Source organism: Vibrio sp. 10N.222.55.A1 (assembly GCF_041473835.1).
GTDB classification, from domain to species: domain Bacteria; phylum Pseudomonadota; class Gammaproteobacteria; order Enterobacterales; family Vibrionaceae; genus Vibrio; species Vibrio crassostreae_C.
In genome coordinates, this window is sequence record NZ_JBFRSX010000063.1 from 1 (window position 1) to 25,342 (window position 25,342).

At 46.1% G+C, this 25,342-nt stretch carries 22 protein-coding genes, 1 pseudogene and 1 riboswitch; of the genes and pseudogenes, 11 read left to right on the forward strand and 12 right to left on the reverse strand.

Translation table 11 applies throughout. The features are described from left to right. Window positions 1-34: 34 nt before the first annotated feature. Complete coding sequence (gene recQ, locus AB4493_RS17960; RefSeq protein WP_017065746.1) at window positions 35-1,873, reverse strand: ATP-dependent DNA helicase RecQ; 1,839 nt, start codon at window positions 1,871-1,873, stop codon at window positions 35-37. A 179-nt stretch (window positions 1,874-2,052) separates the two neighbouring features. Between recQ and rarD the strand changes: the two genes are divergently transcribed. The 5 genes from rarD (at window position 2,053) to tpx (ending at window position 7,735) form a co-directional block, all read left to right on the forward strand. Beyond that, on the forward strand, window positions 2,053-2,961 hold the full coding sequence (rarD, locus tag AB4493_RS17965; RefSeq protein WP_372155546.1) for an EamA family transporter RarD: 909 nt from the start codon (window positions 2,053-2,055) through the stop codon (window positions 2,959-2,961). Window positions 2,962-3,047: 86 nt separating this feature from the next. Continuing rightward, on the forward strand, window positions 3,048-3,842 hold the full coding sequence (locus tag AB4493_RS17970; protein WP_372155547.1) for an AraC family transcriptional regulator: 795 nt from the start codon (window positions 3,048-3,050) through the stop codon (window positions 3,840-3,842). Window positions 3,843-3,940: 98 nt separating this feature from the next. Continuing rightward, window positions 3,941-4,603 carry a LysE family translocator gene (locus tag AB4493_RS17975; protein ID WP_017061328.1) on the forward strand — a complete coding sequence of 221 codons (663 nt, stop codon included), beginning with the start codon at window positions 3,941-3,943 and terminating at the stop codon, window positions 4,601-4,603. Window positions 4,604-4,694: 91 nt separating this feature from the next. Next, on the forward strand, window positions 4,695-6,452 hold the full coding sequence (gene ggt / locus AB4493_RS17980) for a gamma-glutamyltransferase (RefSeq protein ID WP_372155548.1): 1,758 nt from the start codon (window positions 4,695-4,697) through the stop codon (window positions 6,450-6,452). A 785-nt stretch (window positions 6,453-7,237) separates the two neighbouring features. Then, on the forward strand, window positions 7,238-7,735 hold the full coding sequence (tpx, locus tag AB4493_RS17985) for a thiol peroxidase (protein ID WP_017065742.1): 498 nt from the start codon (window positions 7,238-7,240) through the stop codon (window positions 7,733-7,735). 120 nt (window positions 7,736-7,855) lie between these two features. Here tpx and uvrD read toward each other — a convergent pair whose 3' ends face one another. Then, window positions 7,856-10,030 (reverse strand): DNA helicase II, encoded by a 2,175-nt coding sequence (uvrD, locus tag AB4493_RS17990; RefSeq protein WP_017061325.1) that lies wholly within the window; start codon window positions 10,028-10,030, stop codon window positions 7,856-7,858. A gap of 264 nt (window positions 10,031-10,294) precedes the next feature. Between uvrD and AB4493_RS17995 the strand changes: the two genes are divergently transcribed. From AB4493_RS17995 to AB4493_RS18010, 4 genes are all read left to right on the forward strand, one after another. Further along, the gene (locus AB4493_RS17995; RefSeq protein ID WP_004736650.1) at window positions 10,295-10,555 is read left to right on the forward strand and encodes a DUF2282 domain-containing protein; all 261 of its coding nucleotides are present in this window, start codon (window positions 10,295-10,297) and stop codon (window positions 10,553-10,555) included. A 64-nt stretch (window positions 10,556-10,619) separates the two neighbouring features. After that, window positions 10,620-11,480 carry a DUF692 domain-containing protein gene (locus AB4493_RS18000; protein ID WP_017061324.1) on the forward strand — a complete coding sequence of 287 codons (861 nt, stop codon included), beginning with the start codon at window positions 10,620-10,622 and terminating at the stop codon, window positions 11,478-11,480. Continuing rightward, window positions 11,477-12,244 (forward strand): DNA-binding domain-containing protein, encoded by a 768-nt coding sequence (locus tag AB4493_RS18005; RefSeq protein WP_372155549.1) that lies wholly within the window; start codon window positions 11,477-11,479, stop codon window positions 12,242-12,244. The genes AB4493_RS18000 and AB4493_RS18005 overlap by 4 nt, the downstream gene beginning before the upstream one ends. Before the next feature lies 1 nt (window position 12,245). Beyond that, complete coding sequence (locus AB4493_RS18010) at window positions 12,246-12,704, forward strand: DoxX family protein (RefSeq protein ID WP_017061322.1); 459 nt, start codon at window positions 12,246-12,248, stop codon at window positions 12,702-12,704. A 99-nt stretch (window positions 12,705-12,803) separates the two neighbouring features. Here the strand turns inward: AB4493_RS18010 and AB4493_RS18015 are convergent, their stop codons facing one another. Together AB4493_RS18015 and AB4493_RS18020 are read right to left on the reverse strand one after the other, a co-directional pair. Next, window positions 12,804-13,085, reverse strand: coding sequence for a hypothetical protein (locus tag AB4493_RS18015; protein ID WP_009848181.1), 282 nt, complete (start codon window positions 13,083-13,085; stop codon window positions 12,804-12,806). A gap of 102 nt (window positions 13,086-13,187) precedes the next feature. Beyond that, window positions 13,188-14,387, reverse strand: coding sequence for a multidrug effflux MFS transporter (locus AB4493_RS18020; RefSeq protein WP_029235524.1), 1,200 nt, complete (start codon window positions 14,385-14,387; stop codon window positions 13,188-13,190). A gap of 101 nt (window positions 14,388-14,488) precedes the next feature. Here AB4493_RS18020 and AB4493_RS18025 point away from each other — a divergent pair, with 101 nt between their 5' ends. Beyond that, window positions 14,489-15,430, forward strand: a complete 942-nt coding sequence (locus AB4493_RS18025; RefSeq protein ID WP_017061320.1) for a LysR substrate-binding domain-containing protein — start codon at window positions 14,489-14,491, stop codon at window positions 15,428-15,430. A gap of 122 nt (window positions 15,431-15,552) precedes the next feature. Beyond that, window positions 15,553-17,343 carry an aminopeptidase P family protein gene (locus AB4493_RS18030; RefSeq protein ID WP_102393433.1) on the forward strand — a complete coding sequence of 597 codons (1,791 nt, stop codon included), beginning with the start codon at window positions 15,553-15,555 and terminating at the stop codon, window positions 17,341-17,343. A 114-nt stretch (window positions 17,344-17,457) separates the two neighbouring features. Here the strand turns inward: AB4493_RS18030 and thiH are convergent, their stop codons facing one another. The 8 genes and pseudogenes from thiH to AB4493_RS18070 form a co-directional block, all read right to left on the reverse strand. Further along, window positions 17,458-18,570: a 2-iminoacetate synthase ThiH gene (thiH, locus tag AB4493_RS18035; protein ID WP_372126439.1), complete on the reverse strand. Its 1,113-nt coding sequence runs from the start codon at window positions 18,568-18,570 to the stop codon at window positions 17,458-17,460. A 7-nt stretch (window positions 18,571-18,577) separates the two neighbouring features. Beyond that, window positions 18,578-19,342 carry a thiazole synthase gene (locus AB4493_RS18040; protein WP_017061317.1) on the reverse strand — a complete coding sequence of 255 codons (765 nt, stop codon included), beginning with the start codon at window positions 19,340-19,342 and terminating at the stop codon, window positions 18,578-18,580. Between the two features lie 2 nt (window positions 19,343-19,344). Beyond that, the gene (gene thiS / locus AB4493_RS18045) at window positions 19,345-19,554 is read right to left on the reverse strand and encodes a sulfur carrier protein ThiS (protein WP_372155550.1); all 210 of its coding nucleotides are present in this window, start codon (window positions 19,552-19,554) and stop codon (window positions 19,345-19,347) included. Continuing rightward, window positions 19,551-20,333 carry a ThiF family adenylyltransferase gene (locus tag AB4493_RS18050; RefSeq protein WP_372155551.1) on the reverse strand — a complete coding sequence of 261 codons (783 nt, stop codon included), beginning with the start codon at window positions 20,331-20,333 and terminating at the stop codon, window positions 19,551-19,553. The genes thiS and AB4493_RS18050 overlap by 4 nt, the downstream gene beginning before the upstream one ends. Beyond that, entirely contained in the window at window positions 20,323-21,615 is a 1,293-nt protein-coding gene (locus AB4493_RS18055) for a thiamine phosphate synthase (RefSeq protein WP_372155552.1), read from the reverse strand. Before AB4493_RS18055 ends, AB4493_RS18050 begins: the two co-directional genes overlap by 11 nt. Next, entirely contained in the window at window positions 21,615-23,564 is a 1,950-nt protein-coding gene (thiC, locus tag AB4493_RS18060) for a phosphomethylpyrimidine synthase ThiC (protein ID WP_372155553.1), read from the reverse strand. Before thiC ends, AB4493_RS18055 begins: the two co-directional genes overlap by 1 nt. Before the next feature lie 130 nt (window positions 23,565-23,694). Further along, window positions 23,695-23,793: riboswitch (TPP riboswitch) on the reverse strand. 62 nt (window positions 23,794-23,855) lie between these two features. Continuing rightward, the gene (crcB, locus tag AB4493_RS18065) at window positions 23,856-24,239 is read right to left on the reverse strand and encodes a fluoride efflux transporter CrcB (protein WP_004736665.1); all 384 of its coding nucleotides are present in this window, start codon (window positions 24,237-24,239) and stop codon (window positions 23,856-23,858) included. A 100-nt stretch (window positions 24,240-24,339) separates the two neighbouring features. Beyond that, a pseudogene (locus tag AB4493_RS18070) lies at window positions 24,340-25,342 on the reverse strand (multicopper oxidase family protein); the annotation flags it as partial.

Genomic DNA, 25,342 nt, shown 5'->3' on the forward strand with positions numbered 1-25,342 from the left:
CCTTAATCCTTATTTGTTAGACGTTTCTTTCAAACTAGCCGTGTGTGGTGATGTGTTCTTGAATCAGATCTAGGAATGGGTCTGCGTACTTATCGAGTTTACGTTGACCGACACCGTTGACTGCCAGCATTTCTCCGTATGAAGTAGGTAGTATTTCAGCCATATCAATCAAGGTCGCGTCACTGAATACCACATATGGTGGCAAGCCATCTTCATCAGCAATCGACTTACGCAGCTTACGCAGTTTCGCAAACAGCTTCTTATCGTAATTCTTGCTGCTTAACTTATCGGACTTAGCATTACGCACCGCTGTATCTAAACGAGGAACAGCCAATTCCAAAGACATCTCACCGCGCAGCAGCGGGCGGGCTTCTTCTGTTAGCTGTAAAGTTGAGTTACGAGTGATGTTCTGGAACAGCAAGCCTTTATGAATCAGCTGACGGAAGATACTGATCCAGTAATCATGACTGTGATCGCGGCCAATACCGTAGGTAGATAGCTTATCGTGACCATTATCGCGGACACGGATGTTCTGCATGCCTCGCATTACTTCGACCACGTAGCCCATACCAAATGACTGATTGACACGGTACACACAAGACAACGCCTTCTGTGCTTCTTGGGTCGCGTCAAAGTGTTTTGGTGGATCTAAGCAGATATCGCAGTTGCCACATTGCTTCTCGCGATATTCGCCAAAATAGTTAAGCAGAACCTGACGACGACACGTTTGCGCTTCAGCAAAGGCACTCATCGCATTCAGCTTGTGCATCTCAACTTGTTTCTGTGGGCCTTCTTCTTTCTCATCTAGCATACGACGCAGCCAACCCATATCAGCCGGGTCAAACAACATCATCGCTTCAGCAGGCAAACCATCACGACCTGCACGGCCTGTCTCTTGATAGTAAGACTCGATATTACGTGGGATATCAAAGTGCACCACGAAACGTACGTTGGGTTTGTTGATGCCCATACCGAAAGCCACAGTCGCGACCACGATCTGAATATCATCGCGTTGAAAGGCTTCTTGAACGTAAGCACGCTCATCGGTGTCCATACCAGCGTGATAACCCGCGGCGCGAATACCGTTATTGCACAGCTTCTCGGTCACCATCTCCACTTTCTTACGGCTACCACAGTAGATGATGCCGCAATTGCCCTTTTGTGTTTCTAGGTAGCGAACCACCTGTGACACGGGTTTGTGCTTCTCAACCAAGTTGTAGCGAATATTGGGGCGATCAAAGCTGCCTAAGTAAGTATGCGGGTCCAGGAGCTGTAGGCGCGAGATAATATCTTTACGCGTCGCATCATCAGCGGTTGCTGTGAGCGCCATGTAAGGCACATGCGGAAAGTACTGTTTAAGCTGGCCTAATGATGCGTATTCAGGGCGGAAGTCGTGACCCCATTGAGAGATACAGTGCGCTTCATCGACTGCAATCATTGAAAGCGGTAAACCCTGAAGACGCTCGATAAAGTCACGCATCAACACGCGCTCTGGCGACACATACACCATTTTCAGCTGACCTGAGTTCATGCGATTGAACACATTCAGCAATTGGTCACGTGGCATTGAAGAGTTAATACACTCAGCAGCAACACCATTGGCCTTCAGTTGATCGACTTGGTCTTTCATCAACGAGATCAGCGGCGAGATAACCAGAGTCAGCCCTTCACGAACCAAAGCAGGGATTTGGTAACACAGAGATTTACCACCACCGGTTGGCATAATCACCAAGCTGTCTTTGCCTTCAACGGCCAAATCAATGACCTCTTGCTGACCATCGCGAAAGCTTTGATAGCCAAACACATCTTGTAAGATGGTTTGCGCATCATTCGCGGGAGTTGGTATTTGCTCAGCAATCAGAGTGGCGGTCATTGTGGTTCCTAATCGAGGTATGAAATCAGCAAGCATCTTCGGCAAGCAAGTCGCACATTGTAGAGGGGAACGCTGGCGAATTAAACCGCAAATTGTTAGGTGAAAAGGGTTATCGCTCCTATACTGACCAACTCTCTTATAAATCTTATTAATAAGCACTCAGTGCTAGAGAAAGATGCATGACACAGGAAGAACAACAACGTACGCGCCAAGGAGTTTTGCTTGCCGTCGGCGCCTACACAATGTGGGGTATCGCCCCTATATATTTCAAATCTTTAAGTGACGTTTCCCCGTTAGAGATCCTCAGCCACCGTGTAGTATGGTCTTTTTTCCTACTCGCTTTCTTACTGCACATTGGCCGCAGCTGGCGTAAAGTCCGCGATACCCTGACCTCAAAACCAAAAATGCTCTATTTGGTAGCGACGTCTATTTTGGTGGGTGCTAACTGGCTGATCTTTATCTGGGCGGTGAACTCCAATCACATGCTCGATGCCAGTTTGGGGTATTACATCAACCCGCTGATTAACGTGTTACTTGGGATGCTCTTCCTTGGCGAACGCTTACGTAAGCTGCAATGGTTTGCTGTGGCTCTGGCTGCGATTGGCGTATTAATCCAATTAATTGCCTTCGGCTCAGTGCCTATCGTCGCCATTGCCCTAGCCTTTAGCTTTGGTTTTTATGGCTTGCTGCGTAAGAAAGTCAGCTTAGAAGCACAAACGGGTCTGTTCATTGAAACTCTGGTGATGCTGCCTCTCGCCGCAACCTACTTACTGTTTATTGCCGATAGCCCGATCTCAAACTTATCGATGAACCCGATGCAACTCAACCTATTACTGGTTGCTGCCGGTGTGATCACCACGGTTCCATTGCTGTGTTTTACTGGCGCTGCAACTCGCTTGAAGCTATCAACACTCGGTTTCTTCCAGTACATCGGTCCAAGCTTGATGTTCTTACTGGCGGTTCTGATCTACGGCGAAGCCTTTACCTCAGATAAAGCGATCACCTTTGCTTTCATATGGGGGGCACTGGTTATTTTCAGCTTTGATGGCCTGCGTAACAACAAGAAGAACAAACGCGCGAAACAGTGATATTGATCGTTTTTTACAAGACAATCCCTTAATACGCAGATAAGCTTGGTTGAATTGATGACTATTTGACCAAGCTTTTTTGTACCATGGATAAAGTCCACTACTACTCTACCCCAACAGAAGATATCAGCCTGATCCAAGCTCAATACCAAGAGTTTGCCTTTCAACGCCACTATCATTTGGACTTTCACATCGGCTTAATTACCCAAGGGCAGCAAAAGTTCGCCTACAAAGGGGCGAGCAACCATGTCGGTGCAGGCCAAGTGGTTATCATGCCACCTGATGAGCTGCATGATGGGCACTCCAAACTCGATTCAGGTTATCAAGTCAGTGTGTTTGCAGTTTCTCCCGAATGGTTTCAAGATCTTGCCGATCCCAAGCAAAATGGTCACACATTAGGCTTTTCTGAGTTGATCCTCTCCGATCAAGCTGCGTTTTTACAATTACGCAACTTACACGGCCTGTTAATCAATCAAAGCATCAGCCAACTCGCTCAAGATTGCTTACCATTCGAGGGGTTCTCAACGATTGTCGATCGTTATGCAAAATTTGGATCGAAGAGTGACATCAAACTGGGTAATCAATCGATTAATACACTCAAAGACTATTTGATGGCGAATTTGGACCAGCCAGTGCGATTAGAACAACTGTCTGAGCTGTGCGGCTTAACCACAACTCAATTCCAACGCCACTTTAAGAACAGAATGGGCATCACCCCTTACGCGTGGCTGAGCCGTTTACGTATGGAACAGAGCATGCGCCTGATTAAATCTGGGATCTGTGGTACTAAAGTCGCGCACCAAGTAGGCTTCTATGATCAAGCACACTTCTCCAAGGCATTCAAAACCACATTCGGCGTACCACCCTCACAAATCAACTAAGTGTTGATAATTTACAATTGCTCGATTTCAAATCGCGGTAAGCTACGCTCAATACGATTACTTATTTAATAATAGCGGCAACGTTATTGAGAACTGACATGAACGAAGTCACCATACTGATCACCCTCGCCTCTATCCATTTCATCGCTTTGATGAGCCCCGGCCCTGACTTTGCGTTAGTCGTGCAAAATGCGACACGCCACGGCAGACAAACAGGCTTGTACATTGCGCTTGGTTTATCTTGCGGGATCTTACTGCATTCGTTGCTCAGCCTGACGGGAATCAGTTACCTAGTCCACCAGCAACCAACCCTATTTGCCATTATCCAGTTGGCTGGCGGTAGCTACTTGCTGTACTTAGGCTACGGTGCACTTAAAGCAACCTGGCAAATCATTCAGAACCACGACGATGACGACGATACCGTCAATGCCAAAGATCTGATTCTGACCAACAAGCGTCAGGCCTTTTCGAAAGGGTTTGCGACCAATATTCTCAACCCAAAAGCTTTGGTGTTCTTTATTAGCTTGATGTCGAGCTTAGTGCCTGCCGACATGTCTCTATCAGGTAAAGGCTTTGCGCTTATTATCTTGTTTGGTCTGTCTCTGTTTTGGTTTTCACTACTGGCGTGGATGCTTTCGACTAAGGCTCTACAGAAGAAACTTAGCGAAGCAACGGTATACATCGATGGCTTATGTGGCGTGGTATTCAGCCTGATTGGCGCGAGTATTCTTTGGCAGTCGCTGTCCGGTTTAATCGCTTAAATTCGAATCAAGATTACAATTCGTTAACAACGCACTGGCTATCTAATCTTTCCGCTGCCAATCTAGCTCTGCATATTAAAAGGAGAAGATCATGCAGTGGAAAACAAAACTAACAACCCTCGCCACTTCTACCCTACTTTTTGCCTCTCACGTCAGTTGGGCAAATCAATCTGCCGATTCCGTCGCACCCGAACAAAGTAGTGGTTTAGAAACCAAACAACTCGTTAAAGCCAACGATTGGATGGTCACCGCAGCCAACCCTCTTGCAACACAAGCCGGTGCTGATGTACTTGCCCGTGGTGGTAACGCAATTGACGCCATGGTTGCCGTGCAGCTTATGCTTGGCTTAGTGGAACCTCAGTCATCAGGTATTGGTGGCGGCGCGTTCCTTGTCTATTTTGATGGCAAAGACAAACAGCTCAAGACCTACGATGGCCGTGAAACTGCGCCACTTGATGCCACCCCACGTCTATTCCAAGACGAAAACGGACAACCGCTTAAATTCTATGATGCCGTGGTTGGCGGTCGTTCTGTTGCCACGCCGGGCACGGTGCAATTGCTGTGGGACACTCACCAGAAATACGGCAAGCTCGAATGGGCATCACTGATTAAACCTATCGCTCAGTTAGCTGAAGAAGGTTTTACTATCAGCCCACGTTTAGCCACCTTGATCGAAAACGACCAAGAACGTCTGAGCCGCTTTGCGACAACTAAAGCCTACTTCTTCAATGCCGATGGCAGCCCGAAAGCCGCTGGCACGCAACTTAAGAACCCTGAATACGCGGCAACGTTACACGCTATCTCGAAGGATGGTGCTAAAGCTTTCTACCAAGGTGAGATTTCTGCCGACATCATTAACACAGTACAAACAGCGAAAGGTAACCCGGGCGTATTGGCACAGAAAGATTTCGACGCCTATTCGATCAAGCAGCGCGAACCGGTTTGTTCTGCTTATGAAAGCTACGATATTTGCGGAATGGGGCCACCAAGTTCAGGTGCGTTAACGGTTGGACAAATCCTTGCAATGACTGAGCAGTTTGACCTCAAATCATGGGGGCCAAACGACGCAAAATCTTGGCAAGTGTTAGCAGACGCTTCTCGCTTAGCCTTTGCAGACCGTGGTATGTACATGGCAGACCAAGATTATGTGCCTATGCCAACCCAAGGGTTAGTGAATACTGACTATTTGCAGGAGCGTGCTCAGTTAATTACCGCAGGTAAGGCATTAGACAGCGCACCTTCAGGCACCCCACCGTGGGATCATGCGATGCAGAGAAGCCAAGATGTTTCTATTGAGTTGCCGTCCACCAGCCACTTCAACATTGTCGATAGTGATGGCAATGTCGTATCGATGACTACCACTATTGAGAATGCCTTTGGCTCACGTTTGATGGTTAGAGGTTTCCTACTCAATAACGAACTAACCGACTTCTCATTCAAGACTCATAACGATGGCAAACCTATCGCGAACCGACTTGAACCGGGTAAGCGCCCACGTTCTTCAATGGCACCGACCATCATCATGCAAGACGATAAACCTTACATGGCAATTGGCTCTCCGGGAGGCAGCCGTATCATCGGTTATGTGGCACAAGCGATCATTGCTCACACCCAATGGGACATGGATATCCAACAAGCGATCAACCAACCACACTTCCTAAATCGCTTCGGTACCTTAGATTTGGAAAAAGGAACATCAGCGGAAAACTTCAAACCTGAGCTAGAAAAGATGGGATTTGAGGTCAACGTTCGCGATCTTAACTCGGGTTTACACGCTATTCGCATCACAAAAGATGGTCTAGAAGGTGCTGCAGACCCTCGTCGTGAAGGTGCTGCCATTGGCCAATAAGGGAAAATACTCCCTTTTTACTCCCTGTCTTGTGCGAGATCTCTCACAAGGCAGTGAGTAAATATCGATATTTAACTGCGAAATTAGGCACCTAGATATTGTAACCACTTGAAATTAAACAATACGTGCATTTATCATTCAAATAATTATATAGAAATTCGCTTATGCACCATTGCTGATAAATAAGGAATCGGTAATATGAATGGTGTCGGAAGGATGCTGACACGGAACAGGAAACGCCAAGGACTTGGTTATCTTCAGGATGAAGATTCGATTACTCAGGATGAATAATCGGCATGGATAGCGAAATGGACATTGAATGGACGCAATAGTAACTAGGATGGTTGCTACTAAGGAAAGACAATGGACACCTCTGGACGAGGAAAGGACTGAACATCAGGATGATGTCAAGGACACCGCTCAAGGAACAAGTGACGCGCGCTAACGAGGATTGTTGGCAGATCAGGATAAGATCAAGGACACCGCTAGGAAGGCGACGAAAGGAATACGCTGAAGGATAACAGCACACTATCATGGATTTGATGCATGGAGCACACTTAGTAGCCGGATTGCTGCGAGTAAGACTATAGACCCCGATGAGCGCAAGCTCTCGGGGTTTTTCTTTATCTGTCGTCCCGCTTTTTCTTCCCCTAAAACAAATAAATCAAAGACCTTTGATTACAATTCTGACATTTAAATAATTCACTTCTTAACCACTTCCGAGTAACGTAAGTCTTACTAGGCTCAACTAGTTTCATAACCATAAGTAAACTAAGGACAAATTCATGTCACACGTTACCTTCAAAGGCGCTGCTGTACCGCTAACTGGCACATTCCCACAAACTGGCGAACAAGCACCAAGCTTTGCACTAACTGCAGGCGATCTTTCTGAACTGACTCTTGCTTCTCTTGCAGGCAAGAAAGTGGTTCTAAACATCTTCCCAAGCATCGACACAGCAACTTGTGCAACGAGCGTACGTACGTTCAACGCAAAAGCGGCAGAGCTTGAGAACACGGTGGTTGTTTGTATTTCTGCTGACCTACCATTTGCTGCAGGTCGCTTCTGCGAACTAGAAGGCATTGAAGGCGTTCAACACGCTTCAACTTTCCGTTCTCCTACATTCGCATCAGACTACGGCGTAGCGATTGCAGAAGGCCCACTAGCAAGCCTAACAACACGTGCAGTTGTCGTTGTTGATGAAAAAGGTGTGGTAACACACAGCGAGTTGGTTGCAGAGATCACTGAAGAACCAAACTACGAAGCGGCACTTGCAGCACTGTAAGATCCCCTCTAGTCAGTAATCTATTGTGATCGCTTAAGGCGGTACGCAATAAAAAGAGCAGCCATTGGCTGCTCTTTTTGTTTTCAATAATGAACGGTTATTAGATGCTGAAGTATTAGATTAAAGCTGCTCTAAACGCGCGTAAGCCGTTACTAACCACTTAATGCCTTCACCGTTAAACGCTACTTGCACTCGACTCTGAGGACCACTTCCTTCGAAGTTGATGATGGTGCCTTCACCAAACTTAGGGTGCTTCACGCGAGAGCCCAAGCTAAAGCCAGTTTCATTGAAGTTCTCTTTCACAGCGGTTTGGCTAAAGCGGCCGCTGCTTGCAGGGCGGCTCACTTGCGCTTTCATACGTACTTCATCCAGACAGGTCTCTGGTAGCTCACGAATAAAGCGTGACGGTTTGTGGTACTTGTCTTGCCCGTACAATCGACGCATCTCTGCGTAAGTGATATAAAGCTTCTCCATCGCACGAGTCATGCCTACGTAACACAGACGACGTTCTTCTTCCAAGCGCCCAGCTTCTTCTGCTGACATCTGGCTTGGGAACATGCCTTCTTCGACACCCACCATGAATACCATTGGGAACTCTAGGCCTTTGGCACTGTGCAGAGTCATTAATTGAACCGCGTCGTCAAACTCATCAGCCTGACCTTCACCCGCCTCTAACGCTGCATGAGTCAAGAAAGCAGTAAGCATGCTCATCTCATCCGCTTCTTCTGGCTTTTCAAACTGACGCGTTGCCGTTACCAATTCTTCCAAGTTCTCAATACGTGCCTTCGACTTCTCACCCTTCTCTTGCTCGTACATCGCAAACAGACCCGACGATTTAATCACGTGGTCGGTTTGTTCATGCAGGCTAAGTTCTAACGTGTCATCTTCAAGCGCATTAATCAGCTCGATAAAGCGACTCAATGCACCCGCAGCACGACCGGGTAGCACTTGCTCCTCTATCAAAGCAACACTGGCTTCCCACATGGTTGCACCACGATCACGAGCGGCAAGACGAATCGTTTCTAACGTTTTATCACCCAAGCCACGCGTTGGCGTATTAACCACACGTTCAAACGCGGCATCATTACTGCGATTACTCATTAAGCGCATGTAGCTCAAGGCATCTCTGATTTCTTGACGCTCGAAGAATCGCATACCGCCGTAGATTCGGTAAGGTAGACCACCTTGAATCAAAGCTTCTTCAAGAACTCGAGATTGGGCGTTATTACGATAAAGCATCGCGGTATCTTCTAACGCACCGCCTTTCTCTTGCCACTCTTTGATTTTGCTAACCGTGAAACGTGCTTCATCTAACTCGTTATAAGCTGAGTACACAGAGATTGGCTCGCCATCGTTGCCATCAGTCCACAGCTCTTTACCCATACGCTCGGTGTTGTTCGAGATAAGCTCGTTCGACGCCTGCAGAATGGTTTTGGTTGAACGGTAGTTTTGTTCAAGTCGAACCGTCGAAGCACCTGGGAATTCATCCAAGAACTTCTGAATATTTTCGATCTTCGCACCACGCCAACCATAGATAGATTGGTCATCATCGCCTACGATCATCACGCGACAATCTGGGCCAGCCATCATGCGAAGCCAAGCGTATTGGATGTTGTTGGTATCTTGGAATTCGTCGACAAGGATATGCTTAAAGCGTGCTTGGTAGTGCTCTCGGATGTGTTTCTTATCGCGTAATAGCTCATGCGATCTCAGCAAGATTTCCGCAAAGTCGACCAAACCAGCACGGTCACATGCTTCTTGGTAAGCAGAATAGATCTTTAACCACGTTTGAGTTATTGGATCATGGTAGGCGTCAATGTGACTTGGGCGTAACCCCTCGTCTTTCTTGCCATTGATCCACCAAGAAGCTTGCTTAGCAGGCCACTGCTTTTCATCGAGGTTTTGCGCCTTGATTAAGCGGCGTAGCAAACGAATCTGATCATCAGAATCAATGATCTGGAAATCTTCTGGCAGTTTTGCATCTAGGTAGTGAGCACGAAGGATGCGGTGACAGATACCATGGAAGGTGCCGTTCCACATGCCTGACGAACTACCCATCATCAACTCTTCAATACGACCACGCATCTCTGCTGCCGCTTTGTTGGTGAAGGTAACCGACATAATAGAGAACGGTGATGCTTGCTCTACGCTTTGCAGCCAAGCGATACGATGCACCAACACTCGCGTTTTACCACTGCCTGCACCTGCCAGAATAAGTAGGTTTTCTAAAGGTGCCGCGACCGCCTCACGTTGTTTATCGTTTAGGCCATCGAGTAAAAGCGAAGGATCTATCATTGGATATGCTCACTACTGGGTATTTATACATAAAAGTTGATTATAACCTAAACACTAGGCTGCGTTTAGGATAATAAGAAGAAAAAACAATCAAAAATTAACATCATTAATTCAATAACTTAAGAGATGAAACATCATTAATATTGATAATTTTTATAATACCGTGAAATTATTTCCCGGTTGTTCCAATCCTTTTTAGTAAGCAAGTTAACAATCCATTAACCTGCGATATGAAAATACTATTAAGTCCTAGAGGGAATGACTATGAAAAATTCTAATCTTGCTGTTACAGCTGCAATCACAAGTGTACTAGCGTTCGGCGGTGCAGTTCTTACATCAGCACCTGCGGAAGCAGCAGCAAAAGAAAAATGCTACGGCGTGGCAAAAGCTGGCCAAAATGATTGTGCAACCAAAACAAGCTCATGTGCGGGTACAGCAAAAGAAGACAACCAATCCGATGCGTTCGTAGTCGTACCTAAAGGGCTATGTGGCAAATTATCAGGTGGTAACACTCAATCATCATAATTGAGCTGCTTAGTATGGTGAGCTGACATTCAGCTCACCTCCACTTCTTGTTAGGAGAATCGTTGTGACTCAAACTCTTCACCCCTACGCAGGGGTTGGCCTTAGAACACCGCACTTGGACTTCTTTAGCCAAAATCCAGCCTTAGTAAGTTGGTTAGAAGTTCACAGCGAGAACTACTTCTTAGCTCAATCACCGCAACGACAACAACTCAGAGAAATTCGTCACGCACACAACATCAGTTGTCACGGTGTTGGGTTGTCGCTAGGTTCTGTTGAGCGCATCAATCAACATCATCTTGTGCAATTAAAAGAGCTCATTGATGATATCGAACCCTTCTTGGTTTCTGATCATCTCAGTTGGAGTCAGACAGGTGGTCATTACTTCAATGACTTGCTACCGCTGCCTTACACAGAAGAAGCATTGGAAGTCTTCTGTCGTAATGTCATCGAGGTTCAAGACAGCTTGCAACGCCCGATGTTGATTGAGAACCCATCGAGCTACCTATCCTTCAAGCATTCTACTATTCCTGAGTGGGAGTTTTTGGCTGAGGTACAAAAGCGTACTGAGTGTCGCCTACTGCTCGATTTCAATAATATTTTCGTCTCATCTTTTAATCATGGCTTTAGTTGTGAAGAGTACTTAAACGGAATACCAGCAGACAAAGTTGAAGAGATTCACTTGGCAGGTTTTACCAAAAAGAAGCTTGAACAAGGTGAGATCTGGATAGACACACACAGTAAACCTGTCTGTGACGAAGTGTGGAAACTCTACACTGACTGGGTTGCACAACATGGTTTGCGCCATACCTTGATTGAGTGGGATCTCGATATCCCAGAGCCACAAGTTTTATTGGCTGAAGCAACCAAAGCCAGTGATATCTTGTATCAACACGACAAGTTCAACCAAAGGAGTCGCGCCTCATGAGCCACTCCCTAGCAGAGGTTCAATTGGAGTTTGCTAACGCCCTACGCTATCAAAACAATGGTGAGTACTGCGACATAGTGAGCGACCATTTTACCGATGAACAACGCATCCAGATTTACCGTAATAACTTTGTGATCAGCTTGAGCGAAGTTCTGGCAGCAACCTACCCACTCACTGAAATGTTGGTTGGTGAAGAGTGCTTCCAACAGATGGCTCGTCAACATGTCTTACATTATCCATCGACCTCTGGTGATGTCAGTGGTTACGGTGAACACTTTGAACAGACTATCCAAGCCTTTCCTGCCGTTATTGAGGCTGCACCTTATCTCGGTGAAGTGGCTTTGTATGAATGGCAGAAAGATAGCTTGGTAAGGTTTTCGTCACAAGCACATGTCGACCAGAGACCTCTTTCTTGCCTTGCAGATGTACCACAAGAGCAACAAGGCGCTTTAGTCTTTCATCTCAAAGATTCAATAACACTGATTCATTCTAGTTACACGATTATCGCGCTTGAACACGCCATCTATCAGCAGCAACTTGATGGGCTAGACATCAACCAAGCTGAATTTGGGGTGTTAATCCGAGCTGAGAATTCACAGGTTGAGAGCCATAGTTTGAGTGAAGAGAGCCACCAACTCCTCACTGAATTGCAATCAGGTCGAACACTCTCAGCAATCGATCCTTTATTACTACAACATCTGAATACTGTTATGGCGCTAAACGTCATCTCAGGCTTTTCAATCAATGCTGAATTGGAGACATAACATGGATAACAACACAGTCACGAACATGATGGCTCAATACGACAGTTTGATTGAGAAATCACAGGCTCTTTTTGTTCCGGTGCTTCTACTATTTTGTCGCCTTTGGGTGGCGTGGGTATTCTTTAATTCTGGACTCACCAAGATAGCTACTTGGGATAGCACGCTTTACTTGTTTGAATTGGAATACCAAGTGCCACTGCTACCTTGGGAATTGGCTGCTTACATGGGCACTGCCGCTGAGTTAATTCTACCGATGTTTTTAGCGCTCGGTTTATTAACACGACCTATGGCTGCGGTGTTGTTCGTTTTCAATATCATTGCTGTCGTGTCTTACCCTGTATTGTGGGATCAAGGCTTCTACGATCATCAGCTTTGGGGGTTAATGATTCTTATCGTTGTCGTGTGGGGCGCAGGACCATTCTCACTTGATAGAGTTTTGAAAGCGCAGTTCAGGAATTAAAATAAGTTTTCACCTCTTTTGAACTGCTAAAGCTAAATGCTACAGCCCAAACGCAAGAAACCACTCAATTGAGTGGTTTCTTTTTTAACTGGGATAAGCTTACTTATTTAGAAAAGCTTGTAGCTCTTCAGCAGAGATGCCTTGCTCTGCAAGTTCTTTTGCCAATAGCTGAACCTGCTCACCCTTACGAGACTCTACCACACGCTGAAATTGGTAAATGATATCTCGCAAAGTATCGATTGGAACTTGTTTTGCCGCACTGCGAATACGCTCTTCACTTTGGTTGCCTAGCTCTTTAAGCAGTTTACCAAACATGACCTTTTCAGGTGCATCTTCCATTTGTTCTAAGACGCGCGCCATTTCGTAGGTTGTTAATGACATTACAGTATTTTCCGTTGGGGACTAACGTTTCAATGAGTGACAAATATACCATGTTTTAACGTTTCGAAAACCGCCATTTGTATATTTTGTCACCCTTGTAACTTATGCCTTAGCAAACGTCGTGTGCCAAGACTTACCCGCTTTGCTCGCAAGCACTAATAACGCAGGAACAATCAGGAACATTTGCAGAGCAATCATCACTTGCGACGTTAAATCAAGACGTTGCATGGTACCCACAAGAAGCCCTGAACCGCTCATTTGGAACAAGCCAAGCAGCGCAGCAGCTGTACCCGCACGGTCACCGAAAGGTTCTAGAGCTTTACCTGCCGCAGCACCAAGAATCCAAGCAAAGCCAACTGACGATAAGAAGATCGGTAGCATGAACGCGATTGGAGTAGCGTGCTCAGCAAGCACCAACATAATCACACCCGCTAAGCCCAGCGTCGAGATACCAACCACCAGTGCTTTATAGGTACCAAAACGGTCCATAAATTTAGGTGCAGTAAACGCAGCTGCAATGTTGATGGCCGCATTAACACCAAACCAGAAAGTAAACTCTTTCATGGTCAGGCCTAGGTTTTCCATCAACACAACTGGTGCAGAGGTTACATAAGCGAGGATAACCGCCATCGCCATCAGACACAAGGTTGCGTGGAAAAGGAATGATGGTGTTTTCAATACTGACCAGTATCGCTCAAGCTTGAATACCGCAACCTTTTCTGTCGCAGGGTTAGACTCTTTCATTTGGAAGAATAAGATAGTGCCAACAACGACAGCAAAGCCTGCCATAAAGCTAAAGTTCGAGCGCCAACCAAATTGATGTGTTAACCAAGCGCCAAGAATGGGTGCCAAAGCAGGAATAAAACAGATTGCACCATTAAGGTAGCTGATCATACGGCCACTCTTCTCTGGGCCAAATAGATCGCGAACCGTTGCAAAGGCTGCTACAGAAGTCGCACAAGCTCCTAAGCCTTGTAGCAGCCGAGCCATTAGCATCATATCAATCGATTGAGCTGCCCACGCCAAGCAAGCACTCAATGCATAGATACTAACACCTCCCAATGCAACGGTTCGACGTCCTAGCTTATCAGCCAAAGGGCCAGCAAATAATTGCCCGACACCCATGGCGAATAAAAACCAGGTAATCGTATCTTGTGCTAGTGCATGTTCCACGTGAAACGCTGTCGAAATTTGTGGCAGAGCTGGTAGGTAGATATCAATAGCCAGAGGGCTAAATAAAACCAACATTGCCAATAAAGCAACCTGCAGTTTACTAGGGGTTGGAAGCGCGTTAGAAGGCACAAGATTCTCCGAATGAGTTAATTTAGGTGCATAATAACCAACTAAAGATATGAACAAAAATGGCATATACTCATTAGCATTATTCCAAATAGGAAACTCATATGAATATTGAGAAACTATCGCGCCTCGACCTCAATCTATTAGTTTGCTTGCAGGTGCTGATGGAAGAGCTAAGTGTGACTCGCACCGCCCACCGATTGTGCCTAAGCCAGTCAGCGGTTAGTAAGTCATTGGCCAAACTTCGTGAGCAATTTAATGATCCCCTTTTCACGCGAAGTGCTCATGGTCTGCGACCAACACCAAAGGCGGTCTTTCTCAAACCTCGATTAGAAACGCTGATCAACCAACTTGATGTGCTCACCCAACCAGAGACCTTCATTCCCAACAACAGTGACCACAGTTTTCACATTGCGGCTGTTGAGAGCGTTTACCCACTTATTCTTCCCCACTTTTTACCAGCGATATTTCGACAAGCCCCTAAGGTGAATATCAACACCCACGCTTGGACGGAGCAAACCTTTAAGAAGCTGCAGCTCGGTGAGCTCGATATCGGACTCACAGGTAAAGACATCGACATCAACGACGCACGTTTAACTATGCTGCCGCCAGATGATATTTGCGAGCAAGAGATCTACCGTGACGCGCAGATGTGTGTGCTAAGACGCAACCACCCCGCTCTGAATGGCAAATGGGATCTGGAAACCTACCTTGCACAGCGTCATGTACAAGTAAGATGTGATGGTAACGATCGTTGGCTGCTCGACTATAAGCTTGCCGACCTTGGTCACCAACGTGATATCGCTATTTCTGTTCCAGACTTCAATAGCGCCGCAAGCCTATGTACCTACACCGACTTTGTGTTTACTGCACCAAGCCACTTTACTTACCTCGTCGCCAAGCAACTCGACTTAGTGGTTGTCCCTTTACCGATGGAATTCCCACCGATGGCATACACTCTGTTTTGGCACCGTGACAGAGAAAATGACCCAGCGTTAACTTGGCTACGAGATATCATCAAAGAAAAAACTCTGCACCTTAGATAAAAATGGCGTACAGCGTTTGCAGCAAACGAACAAAAGCGCTAGCTTATTGACCTAATAAGTCCCCTCGCATGTATATCGACTGTGAGTGTTAACAAGGACCCTAACAATAAGGATAAACACAGATGCACAATATCACTGCTGAACGCGTTGCTGCGGTTCGAGCTTGGCTTGAAACAAACAACCTAGATGCCGTTATCATTCCACATGAAGACGAATATCTAGGTGAATACGTTCCTGCTCATAACGAGCGACTTCACTGGTTAACAGGTTTCACTGGCTCTGCTGGTGCGGCAGTTATCACTCGTGAGAACGCTGCTATTTTTGTTGATGGTCGCTACACGGTTCAGGTTCGTAAGCAGGTACCAGCAGAGTTATTTGAGTATCGCCACCTTATTGAAGAGCCGGCTTTAGATTGGATCACCAGTTCTCTAGCACAAGGCAGCAAGGTTGCATTCGACCCACGCATGCACACTGCTGCTTGGTTGAAAGGCGCTCAAGCTAAACTGGCAGAGAAAGTTGAACTAACAACACTATCTTCGAATCCAATTGATGAGCTTTGGTCTGATCGTCCTGAGCCGGTGGTATCTGATGTTCGCTTAATGGCAACAGACGCAGTAGGCCAATCAAGTGAAAGCAAACGTGCGGAGATTGCTGGCTTACTAAAAGCCAAAGGTGCTGATGCCGCTATCCTTACGGAACTCGATTCGATCTGTTGGTTGCTTAACATTCGCGGCTTGGACGTATCTCGCCTACCTGTTGTGTTATCCAATGCGATCATCCACGCCGATGAAAGCGTCGACTTCTTCCTAGACCCAGCTCGTATTCCTACGGGCTTTGAAGCACACGTTGGCAATGGTATTCGCGTATCTCACCCATCAGAGCTTGAAGCACGCCTTCAATCTTTGGAAGGCAAAAATGTATCTGTCGATTCAGGTACCAGTAACGCTTGGTACACGCTGGTTCTACAAAACTCTGGTGCTCATATCATTGAAGCAGCAGACCCATGCCTAATGCCAAAAGCAGCAAAGAATGAAACTGAAATTGCCGGCATGAAAGCGTGTCACATTCGTGATGGTGTTGCGATGGCGAAGTTCCTATCTTGGATTGATGCAGAAGTCACGCAAGGTAATCTGCACAATGAAGCTGTGCTAGCAGACAAAGTTCAATCATTCCGCGAACAAGACCCAACGCTGATGGACCTAAGTTTTGACACGATTTCAGCAGCAGGCGGCAACGCAGCAATGTGTCACTACAACCACGAGAACCAACCTGAACCAGGTCAGTTAGAGATGAATACTCTTTACCTAGTCGATTCAGGCGGTCAGTACCTAGATGGTACAACCGACATCACTCGAACTATCGCGATTGGCCAGCCAAGCGACGAAATGATCCAGCAGTTCACGTTAGCGCTTAAAGGTCACATCGGTATCGCGCGTGCACGTTTCCCACAGGGTACTCGTGGTTTCCAACTTGATATTCTAGCTCGCCAACACTTATGGGCAGAAGGCTTCGACTACGACCACGGTACTGGTCACGGTGTTGGTCATTTCCTAAGTGTTCATGAAGGTCCGCAAAGCATCTCTAAGAAGCTAATCGATGTACCTCTTGTTGAAGGCATGGTGTTATCAAACGAGCCGGGTTACTACCGTGCAGATGAATTTGGTATCCGTATCGAAAACCTAGAACTGGTGGTTGAGCTGCCAACTCAAGGTGACTTCTCAGTACTAACGTTTGAGTCGCTAACACGTTGCCCTATCGATAAGCGCAACATCAACGTCGATTTACTGACACGACCTGAACTTGCATGGCTTAATGATTACCACCAGAAAGTATGGAACGATGTTAGCCCATTAGTTGAAGGTGATACATTGGAATGGTTACGCCAATCAACCACTCCACTTGCTCATGCTTAATGCTTAGCTAATTCAAACTTAATGAAATGAAAAACGGCTACCTTAGGGTAGCCGTTTTTATTTGTCGATTTAACTTCGTCGATGTTTCACGTGGAACATAAATCTGTGTGTTCGCTAACCAGAGTAAGCACTGTGCCAGTCTCGCCACACAGGATCAAAACCACGTTGACGAATCATTGACTCAACATCGGCAGCACTTCGCTCATCACTTATTTCAAATTGCTCGAGTTCTTCTTCATCAGAAGCATAACCACCAGGCTGGGTTTTAGACGCAGCCGACATACTGGTGATTCCCAATGGCAACACATTGTCACGGAAAGCTGCAGACTCACGAGTCGAGAGAGACAATTCAACCTCAGGGTTTAATAAACGATACGCACAGATAAGTTGAACCAACTGTTTATCACTCATAATCGATTTAGGCTGCAAACCACCCTCACACGGACGAAGACGTGGGAATGAAATTGAGTAACGTGTTTGCCAATAAGTACGCTCTAAGTAATCTAAGTGAGCAGCAACAAAAAAGCAGTCAGTTCGCCAATCTTCCAAACCAATCAAGGCACCAATACCTATCTTATCGATCCCCGCTTTTGCCAAGCGATCTGGGGTTTCAAGACGGTATTCAAAATCCATTTTATTGCCACGTAGATGATGCTCAGCGTAAGTTCTTGGCTGATAAGTCTCTTGGTAAACCATAACAGCATCTAGGCCGAGAGTTTTAAGTTCGGCGTAATCATGTTGATCAAGCGGCTGCACTTCCATCGCAAGGTAGTTGAATTGCTTTTTGATATTCGGCAACACCTGTCGAAAGTAATTCATCCCGACCTTAGTTTCATGTTCACCGGTGACCAACAAAACGCTATCGAACTTCATCTTTTTGATAGCCGCACTTTCGGCATCAATTTCATCCAAAGTAAGCGTGCGGCGCTTAATGCGGTTCTCCATTGAGAAGCCACAATACGTGCACGCATTAGCGCATAGATTCGAGAGGTACAAAGGAATATAGAGCGACATCGTATTGCCAAATCGCTTACGAGTTAGCGCCAACGACTGTTGTGCCATCTGCTCTAAGTAAGGTTCTGCCGCCGGAGAGATCAGAGCCTTAAAGTCTTCTAAGTCACGTTTGGGTTTACTCAGAGCACGTTCAACATCCGCTGCCGTTTTACTGAAGATAGACATACCAATGTCATCCCAGTTGAGCTGTTTAAATCGATCAACAAACGTCATAGGTACACTACTCGTCTAGAAATGAAGTTAACGGGCTCGAAGCAACCGCGTGAGACACCTGACCAGCAAGACCAGAAAGGTAAGCCATACGCCCCGCTTCAACTGCCAGCTTAAAAGCAATCGCCATATCAACGGGTTGTTGAGAAGCCGCAATCGCCGTATTAACTAGAACAGCATCCGCGCCCATTTCCATTGCACGAGCAGCATGCGATGGCGCGCCTATGCCTGCATCCACAATCACAGGGACATTCGCTTGGTCGATAATGATCTCTAAGAAGTCTGCCGAAGCGATACCTTTGTTCGACCCAATCGGCGCACCTAGCGGCATAACCGCAGCACAACCCACCTCTTCCAATCGTTTACACAACACTGGGTCAGCATGACAGTAAGGCAACACAACAAAGCCATCTTTAACCATTTGCTCAGCCGCTTTTAATGTCTCAATTGGGTCTGGCATCAAGTACTTTGGATCAGGGTGAATTTCCAGTTTGAGCCAGTTTGTGCCTAGCGCTTCGCGAGCCAAATGCGCAGCAAAGATGGCATCCTTCGCGTTCTTCGCCCCGGAGGTATTTGGTAACAAGTTCACGCCAGCATCAATGATGGGCTGTAAAATATCATCTTGCTCAGAGCGAATATCAACTCTCTTCAACGCCATGGTTGCCAGTTGAGAACCGGAAGCTTCGATAGCACTCGCCATTAAATGTTTATTCGCGAACTTGCCCGTTCCAGTAAAGAGTCGTGATTGAAATGTTTTATCTGCGATAGTTAACATAGTTAGCCTCCTGCAATAGCTTGGAAAAGAGAAATAGCATCGCCTTCATTGACGACCCTTTGTTGCCACTGACTACGCGGGACAACCGCATTATTGATAGCAAAGACACAACCCAGATCGGGTAGTGAAAGCGCTTGGATGATATCCGCTAGAGACGACAAGTGCGCGACCTGTTCTGGTTGCTCGTTTATAGAGATCGTTATATGACTCATTGGATTTCTTCTTCTAAATGCTTAACTGCAGACGCACTGCACACGGAACATTCGCTATCTTGAGTGACCATTAAGTTTTGCCAGTTCATCGTTTGGCCATCGAACAGTTTGAGCTGGTGTGTTGCTACCTGAAACTCACCACGAGTTAAACGTTGAATAGCAGCCAAAGCTTGAAGGTTACCTATGGTGCCAACAACCGGGCCTATGACGCCGCTATCACTACAACGAGTCGTTTGTGGATGATGACTGAACGGGAACAAACAGTGATAGCACCCTTTCTTATTCTGATAATCAAAGACAATAAACTGGCCTTTCCAACCGATTGCAGATCCAGAAATCAAAGGTGTATTGCTGCCGAAACACGTTTGGTTAACCTGCTGGCGTGACGCAAAGTTATCCGTACAATCCAACACCAAATCAGCGAGCATCACTTCAAGTTCAAGCTGACTGTCACTCATTCGCTGATTGATGGTTCTAACTTGACTGCGACTATTGAGCTCAGTCAGTTGTTGCTTCATAGCTTCGACTTTAGGCGAACCTAACTGACTTTCTTTGAACGCGACCTGTCGTTGCAGGTTAGACGAATCCACACAATCATCATCAACTAATACGATTTTCCCGATACCGGAAGCCGCAAGATAGAGAGCCGCAGCATTGCCTAAGCCACCACAACCGATGACCAATACATGGCTATCTAATAGATTGCGTTGCCCTTGCTCACCCACTTCAGGAAGTGCGAGTTGTCGTTGATAACGAATGAATTCGAAATCATTCAGCATGACTTAGCTCCTGAGTTACCTCTTTAGCAACACCTGAAGAACGGTCAGCCATTAATGCTTCGAAGAACTCAATCACTTGTTTTGGGTCTTCGGCTAACGTAATCGCACGTACAACAGCAAGGCTCGATACCCCACAACTCCACACCTGTGCGGCCGTCGACTGGTCAATTCCACCAATCGCAACTGTCGGATAACCGGTGAGTTCTTCTGTGTATGGGATAGTATCAATCAGCTGCTGATAGAGAGATAAACGCACAAGTCCTTGAGGCTTCGATGGCATCTGCTTAGTGGTGGTTGGGAATATATGCCCCAGCGCAATATAGCTTGGGTTGATTTGCACAATGCGTAGCAACTCGTAATAACCATGAGTCGATAGACCGATCTTAATACCAGCTTGGCTCAGTTGAGATAGGTTGGATTCTTCGATGTCCTCTTGCCCCAAATGAACACCAAAAGCATCATGCTTAAGTGCCAATTGCCAATAGTCATTGATAAAAACCTGAGCGTTGTGCTCTCTACCGAGTTCGATAGATCGCGCGATTTGTTGTTCTAAATCTGCTTGCTGTGGGTTCTTAATACGCAGTTGAACTGTGTTAATTCCAAGCTTGAGCAGCCTTTCGATCCACTCAACATCATCAACCACTGGGTATAGTCCTAGGCTACTCTTACTCAATTCCGGGAACGACAGTGATGTTCCTTGGTGCGCCCAACCAACACTAATATCCAGTCGCTCATCTTCGAGAACGGGAATAGGAAAGTTTTGATAGTTTGCTGGCCATGTTCCACGTGAAACACTAGATGCTGCGCGAGCTAAAACCAGTGCATCTTCTAATGGGAATTCCAACGCCAACAAAGTAAGTAACCAAGCAAAGTGGCCACGACTATCTAACTCCTGATGAGCTGGAGTTTCACTCTTGATAGCACGATTAGAATCTAGCTGTGACCAGATATCCAATGCAGCTGAGTCATCTAAGACACCGATATAGATGGTATTCGGAGTTTGTGCCAAGGCATCGCGGACACCAGCTAGCGCCACTGAATGACTGTAATAAACGATATGATCAAGCTCACTTGAGCGACACTCCGCCAATGAATCAACATCATGAGCAAAACCAATAGATAACGCTTGCTGAGCATCAACGATAGAGAAGCATTGAGTTGGGCTTACACCCAACTCAACTGCATCGGTTGCCAAGCCTTGTCGCTTAGCAACCAATAGACAGCTTTGCACCTCTCCCGTTAGCTCAATATTTTGAGATGGGATAAGAATCTTCACTGTCATTATTCCTCTAATTGAGCTTCTTTTGCGCCTACTGCTGGGTGATAAAGTTCAGAGCCAGTATCACGGAACTCTTGTGATTTCTGACGCATCCCTTCCAACGGATTATCAAGCATCTTAATCTCGATAGCCTGATCAGCAGCAACTTGTTCAGTGTCTTTCGCGTACTCTCGAACTTCTTGAGAGATCTTCATTGAACAGAATTTAGGTCCACACATAGAGCAGAAGTGAGCAACCTTGCCCGATTCTTGTGGCAGGGTTTCATCGTGGAAAGAACGGGCTGTTTCTGGATCTAAAGCTAGATTAAATTGGTCTTCCCAACGGAATTCAAAACGAGCTTTAGATAATGCATTATCTCGGATTTGTGCGCCCGGATGCCCTTTTGCCAAGTCTGCTGCATGTGCTGCCAGCTTGTAAGTAATCAAGCCAGTCTTCACATCTTCTTTATTTGGTAAGCCCAAATGCTCTTTAGGTGTTACATAACAAAGCATCGCACAGCCGTACCAACCAATCATCGCCGCGCCAATACCAGAGGTAATGTGGTCATAACCCGGTGCAATATCAGTGGTCAGCGGGCCTAACGTATAGAAAGGCGCTTCATGGCAGTGCTCTAACTGCTCATCCATGTTCTCTTTAATAAGATGCATAGGTACATGTCCAGGACCTTCAATGATCACCTGAACATCGTATTCCCAAGCCACTTTAGTTAACTCACCTAGAGTACGTAACTCCGAGAACTGAGCCTCATCATTGGCATCTGCAATAGAGCCAGGACGTAGGCCGTCACCTAGTGACAAAGCCACATCGTACTTCGCACAGATCTCACAGATCTCGCGGAAGTGTGTGTATAGGAAGCTTTCTTGGTGATGTGCAAGACACCATTTCGCGATAATAGAGCCACCACGAGAAACAATACCTGTCACACGCTTAGCCGTCATAGGAACATAACGAAGAAGCAAACCAGCATGGATAGTGAAGTAATCAACGCCCTGCTCCGCTTGTTCAATCAAAGTATCGCGCATCACTTCCCAGTTAAGGTCTTCGGCTACGCCATTCACTTTCTCAAGCGCCTGATACATAGGAACCGTACCAATCGGCACTGGGCTATTACGTAGGATCCATTCACGAGTCTCGTGGATATTACGGCCAGTAGAAAGGTCCATCACGGTATCTCCACCCCAACGAGTTGACCATACTAGCTTCTCAACTTCTTCTTCAATCGAAGAACTTACTGAAGAGTTACCGATATTGGCGTTCACTTTCACTAAGAAGTTTCGTCCAATAATCATCGGCTCGGATTCAGGATGGTTAATGTTCGACGGAATGATAGCTCGGCCTTCAGCGACTTCTTTACGCACGAACTCAGGGGTGATTTCTTTCGGCAGGTTTGCGCCAAAATTATGGCCAGGGTGTTGGTGGTTTAGCTGCTCATCAGCAAATTTCTGACGTCCCATGTTCTCACGTATCGCAATGTACTCCATCTCAGGAGTGATAATTCCCTGACGAGCATAGTGCAACTGAGTAACACATTGATCGCCAGTCGCGCGACGAATTCTAGGCAGATTACCGTAACGAAGGTCGTCTAGAGTTTCATCTTCTAAACGCTCTTTGGTATAAACAGAACTTACATCGTCTAATAGTTCTGTATCACCACGATCTTCAATCCATTGCTCTCGTAACTTAGGAAGGCCACTGTAAAGGTCAATTTCGTGCGTAGGGTCAGTATAAACACCAGAAGTGTCGTATACATGAATTGGTGCATTAGGTTCGAATACAGGCTCTTTTTTGGTACCACCAACAAGGCTATCTGCTAGTGATATTTCTCGGACAGGGACTTGAATGTCCTCGCGAGATCCTTGGATATAAGCTTTTTTTGAATTTGGATAAGGTTGTACGGATAAAGAATCAATGAAATTCTTCGCTTCCAGTCTTGCTTGTTTACGACTCGACATAGCATTTTTCCTTGGCTTTTAGCCATTATTTATAGGGATAAAAATGCTTGACGGATAAGATGCTACAAGAGGGATCACAGCAAGAAAATGCAGTTGTGATCTGGAGATAGATCTCTAGAAGGATTCTAGTTAGATATCTACTCTTGTTCCCTTCGCAGGTATTAGCCTGATCAGGTTCAACGGATCCCGAGTTAACGGTCTCAGCCATATGGCACTCCGACAAGTACGATCGAGTATATAAAAACGGCTTGGATAAACCAAGCCGAGTTGTTAACAAATCGTAAGAAAGTTTTATGACTTTATCAAAAGTTGGAAGCCGATCCATGCGGCTGAAATACTAAGAACCACATTGAGCAGTACATTGAGTCCCATCTTGAAGAACGCGCCCTGCTGCATAAGAAGCACGTTATCCATCGAAAACGTAGAAAATGTCGTCAGGGCTCCAAGGAAACCAAGACCGATAATTTGTCTCCACGGCTCCGTCGCAACCATCTCATTTTCAAACGCGGCGATGAGCAACCCCATAATCAAAGAGCCAATCACGTTAACAGTCAGCGTACCGTAAGGAAAACCACGCCCTAACATCACAACGCATAACTCTGAAATCAAGTAACGTGAACAAGCACCAAACGCGCCACCGATGGCGATAAAACCTAAAATAGATAACTGACCCATGAATCCTCCCAAACAATAATCCCTATATTCTAGCTTTAACGCCGATAAAAGCGAGGGTAGAAACTAAGAATGCACGCTCAAATATTAAACGTTACAGGTGTCACTTAACTTCAATATATCCCATCAAACCCGTTTTCATGTGTTCGATAACATGACAGTGGTACATCCAGCGCCCAGGGTTGTCGGCAACAAATGCGGCTTTCGCTCGACCATTCTTTCCAAGTAACACAGTATCGGTATGGAAAGGTTCTGCAACTTTCTTCCCATCAAGTTCGAGTACTGTAAAGGTATGTCCGTGAATATGGATCGGATGATGATATTGAGTGACGTTCTTAAGATCGAATATATAGGTTTTACCCAATTCTAAAGTCGCCAACGGTTCAGGGATATTATCTTTGCTCATCCCCTCCCATGCTCATTTATTAGTTAGCCAAAACTTAGGCATAGATTTTCCATCTTTAGATACTGGAGAAACCGCCCCTTCCCATTCAAATAAAAAGTCGATTTCTTCTGCATTAGCCAAATCTAAATTGGGCACAGGATTAAGGGGTAAAGAAGGCAGAGAGCGATTCTCAACAAGGGTTGAATCTACAACCTCGAACTCACACAAAGAGAAAGGAAAGCGTCCTTTCATTTGAAGGACGCTAACTCGCCCACCGGCTTTGGGTGCTATCAGTCCAATATCCACTCGCATCCCTGGACCAATTTTATGTTGCGTCAGCTTATAAGGTGTTTTTACAGGGTTACCATCAATGGCAATCACCCATGCCTCAGCCCCTTCGACAGCTATAGGGTAAGTGATCGTATTGTCGACATTAGCGATACGTAGCCTGGTTGTTGCATGTTGTTTTAACTCATAGACAGGCTCATGTATTCCATTAACGCTACTCCACTCTCCTGGCGTACCCATACGAGCACTGAGTCGTGGGATCATTAGATCTTTCCATTGGCCTTTCTTATCTATATGCCAATGTTTAAGCATCAGTGCGTGCTCTTCATCAAACGGCACTGGAATGCTCTCCTCAACGATAATTAGACCAACCAAGCCCATACCAAGCTGCTTAACGCTGTTCATATGTGGGTGATACCAATTAAAGTAAAAA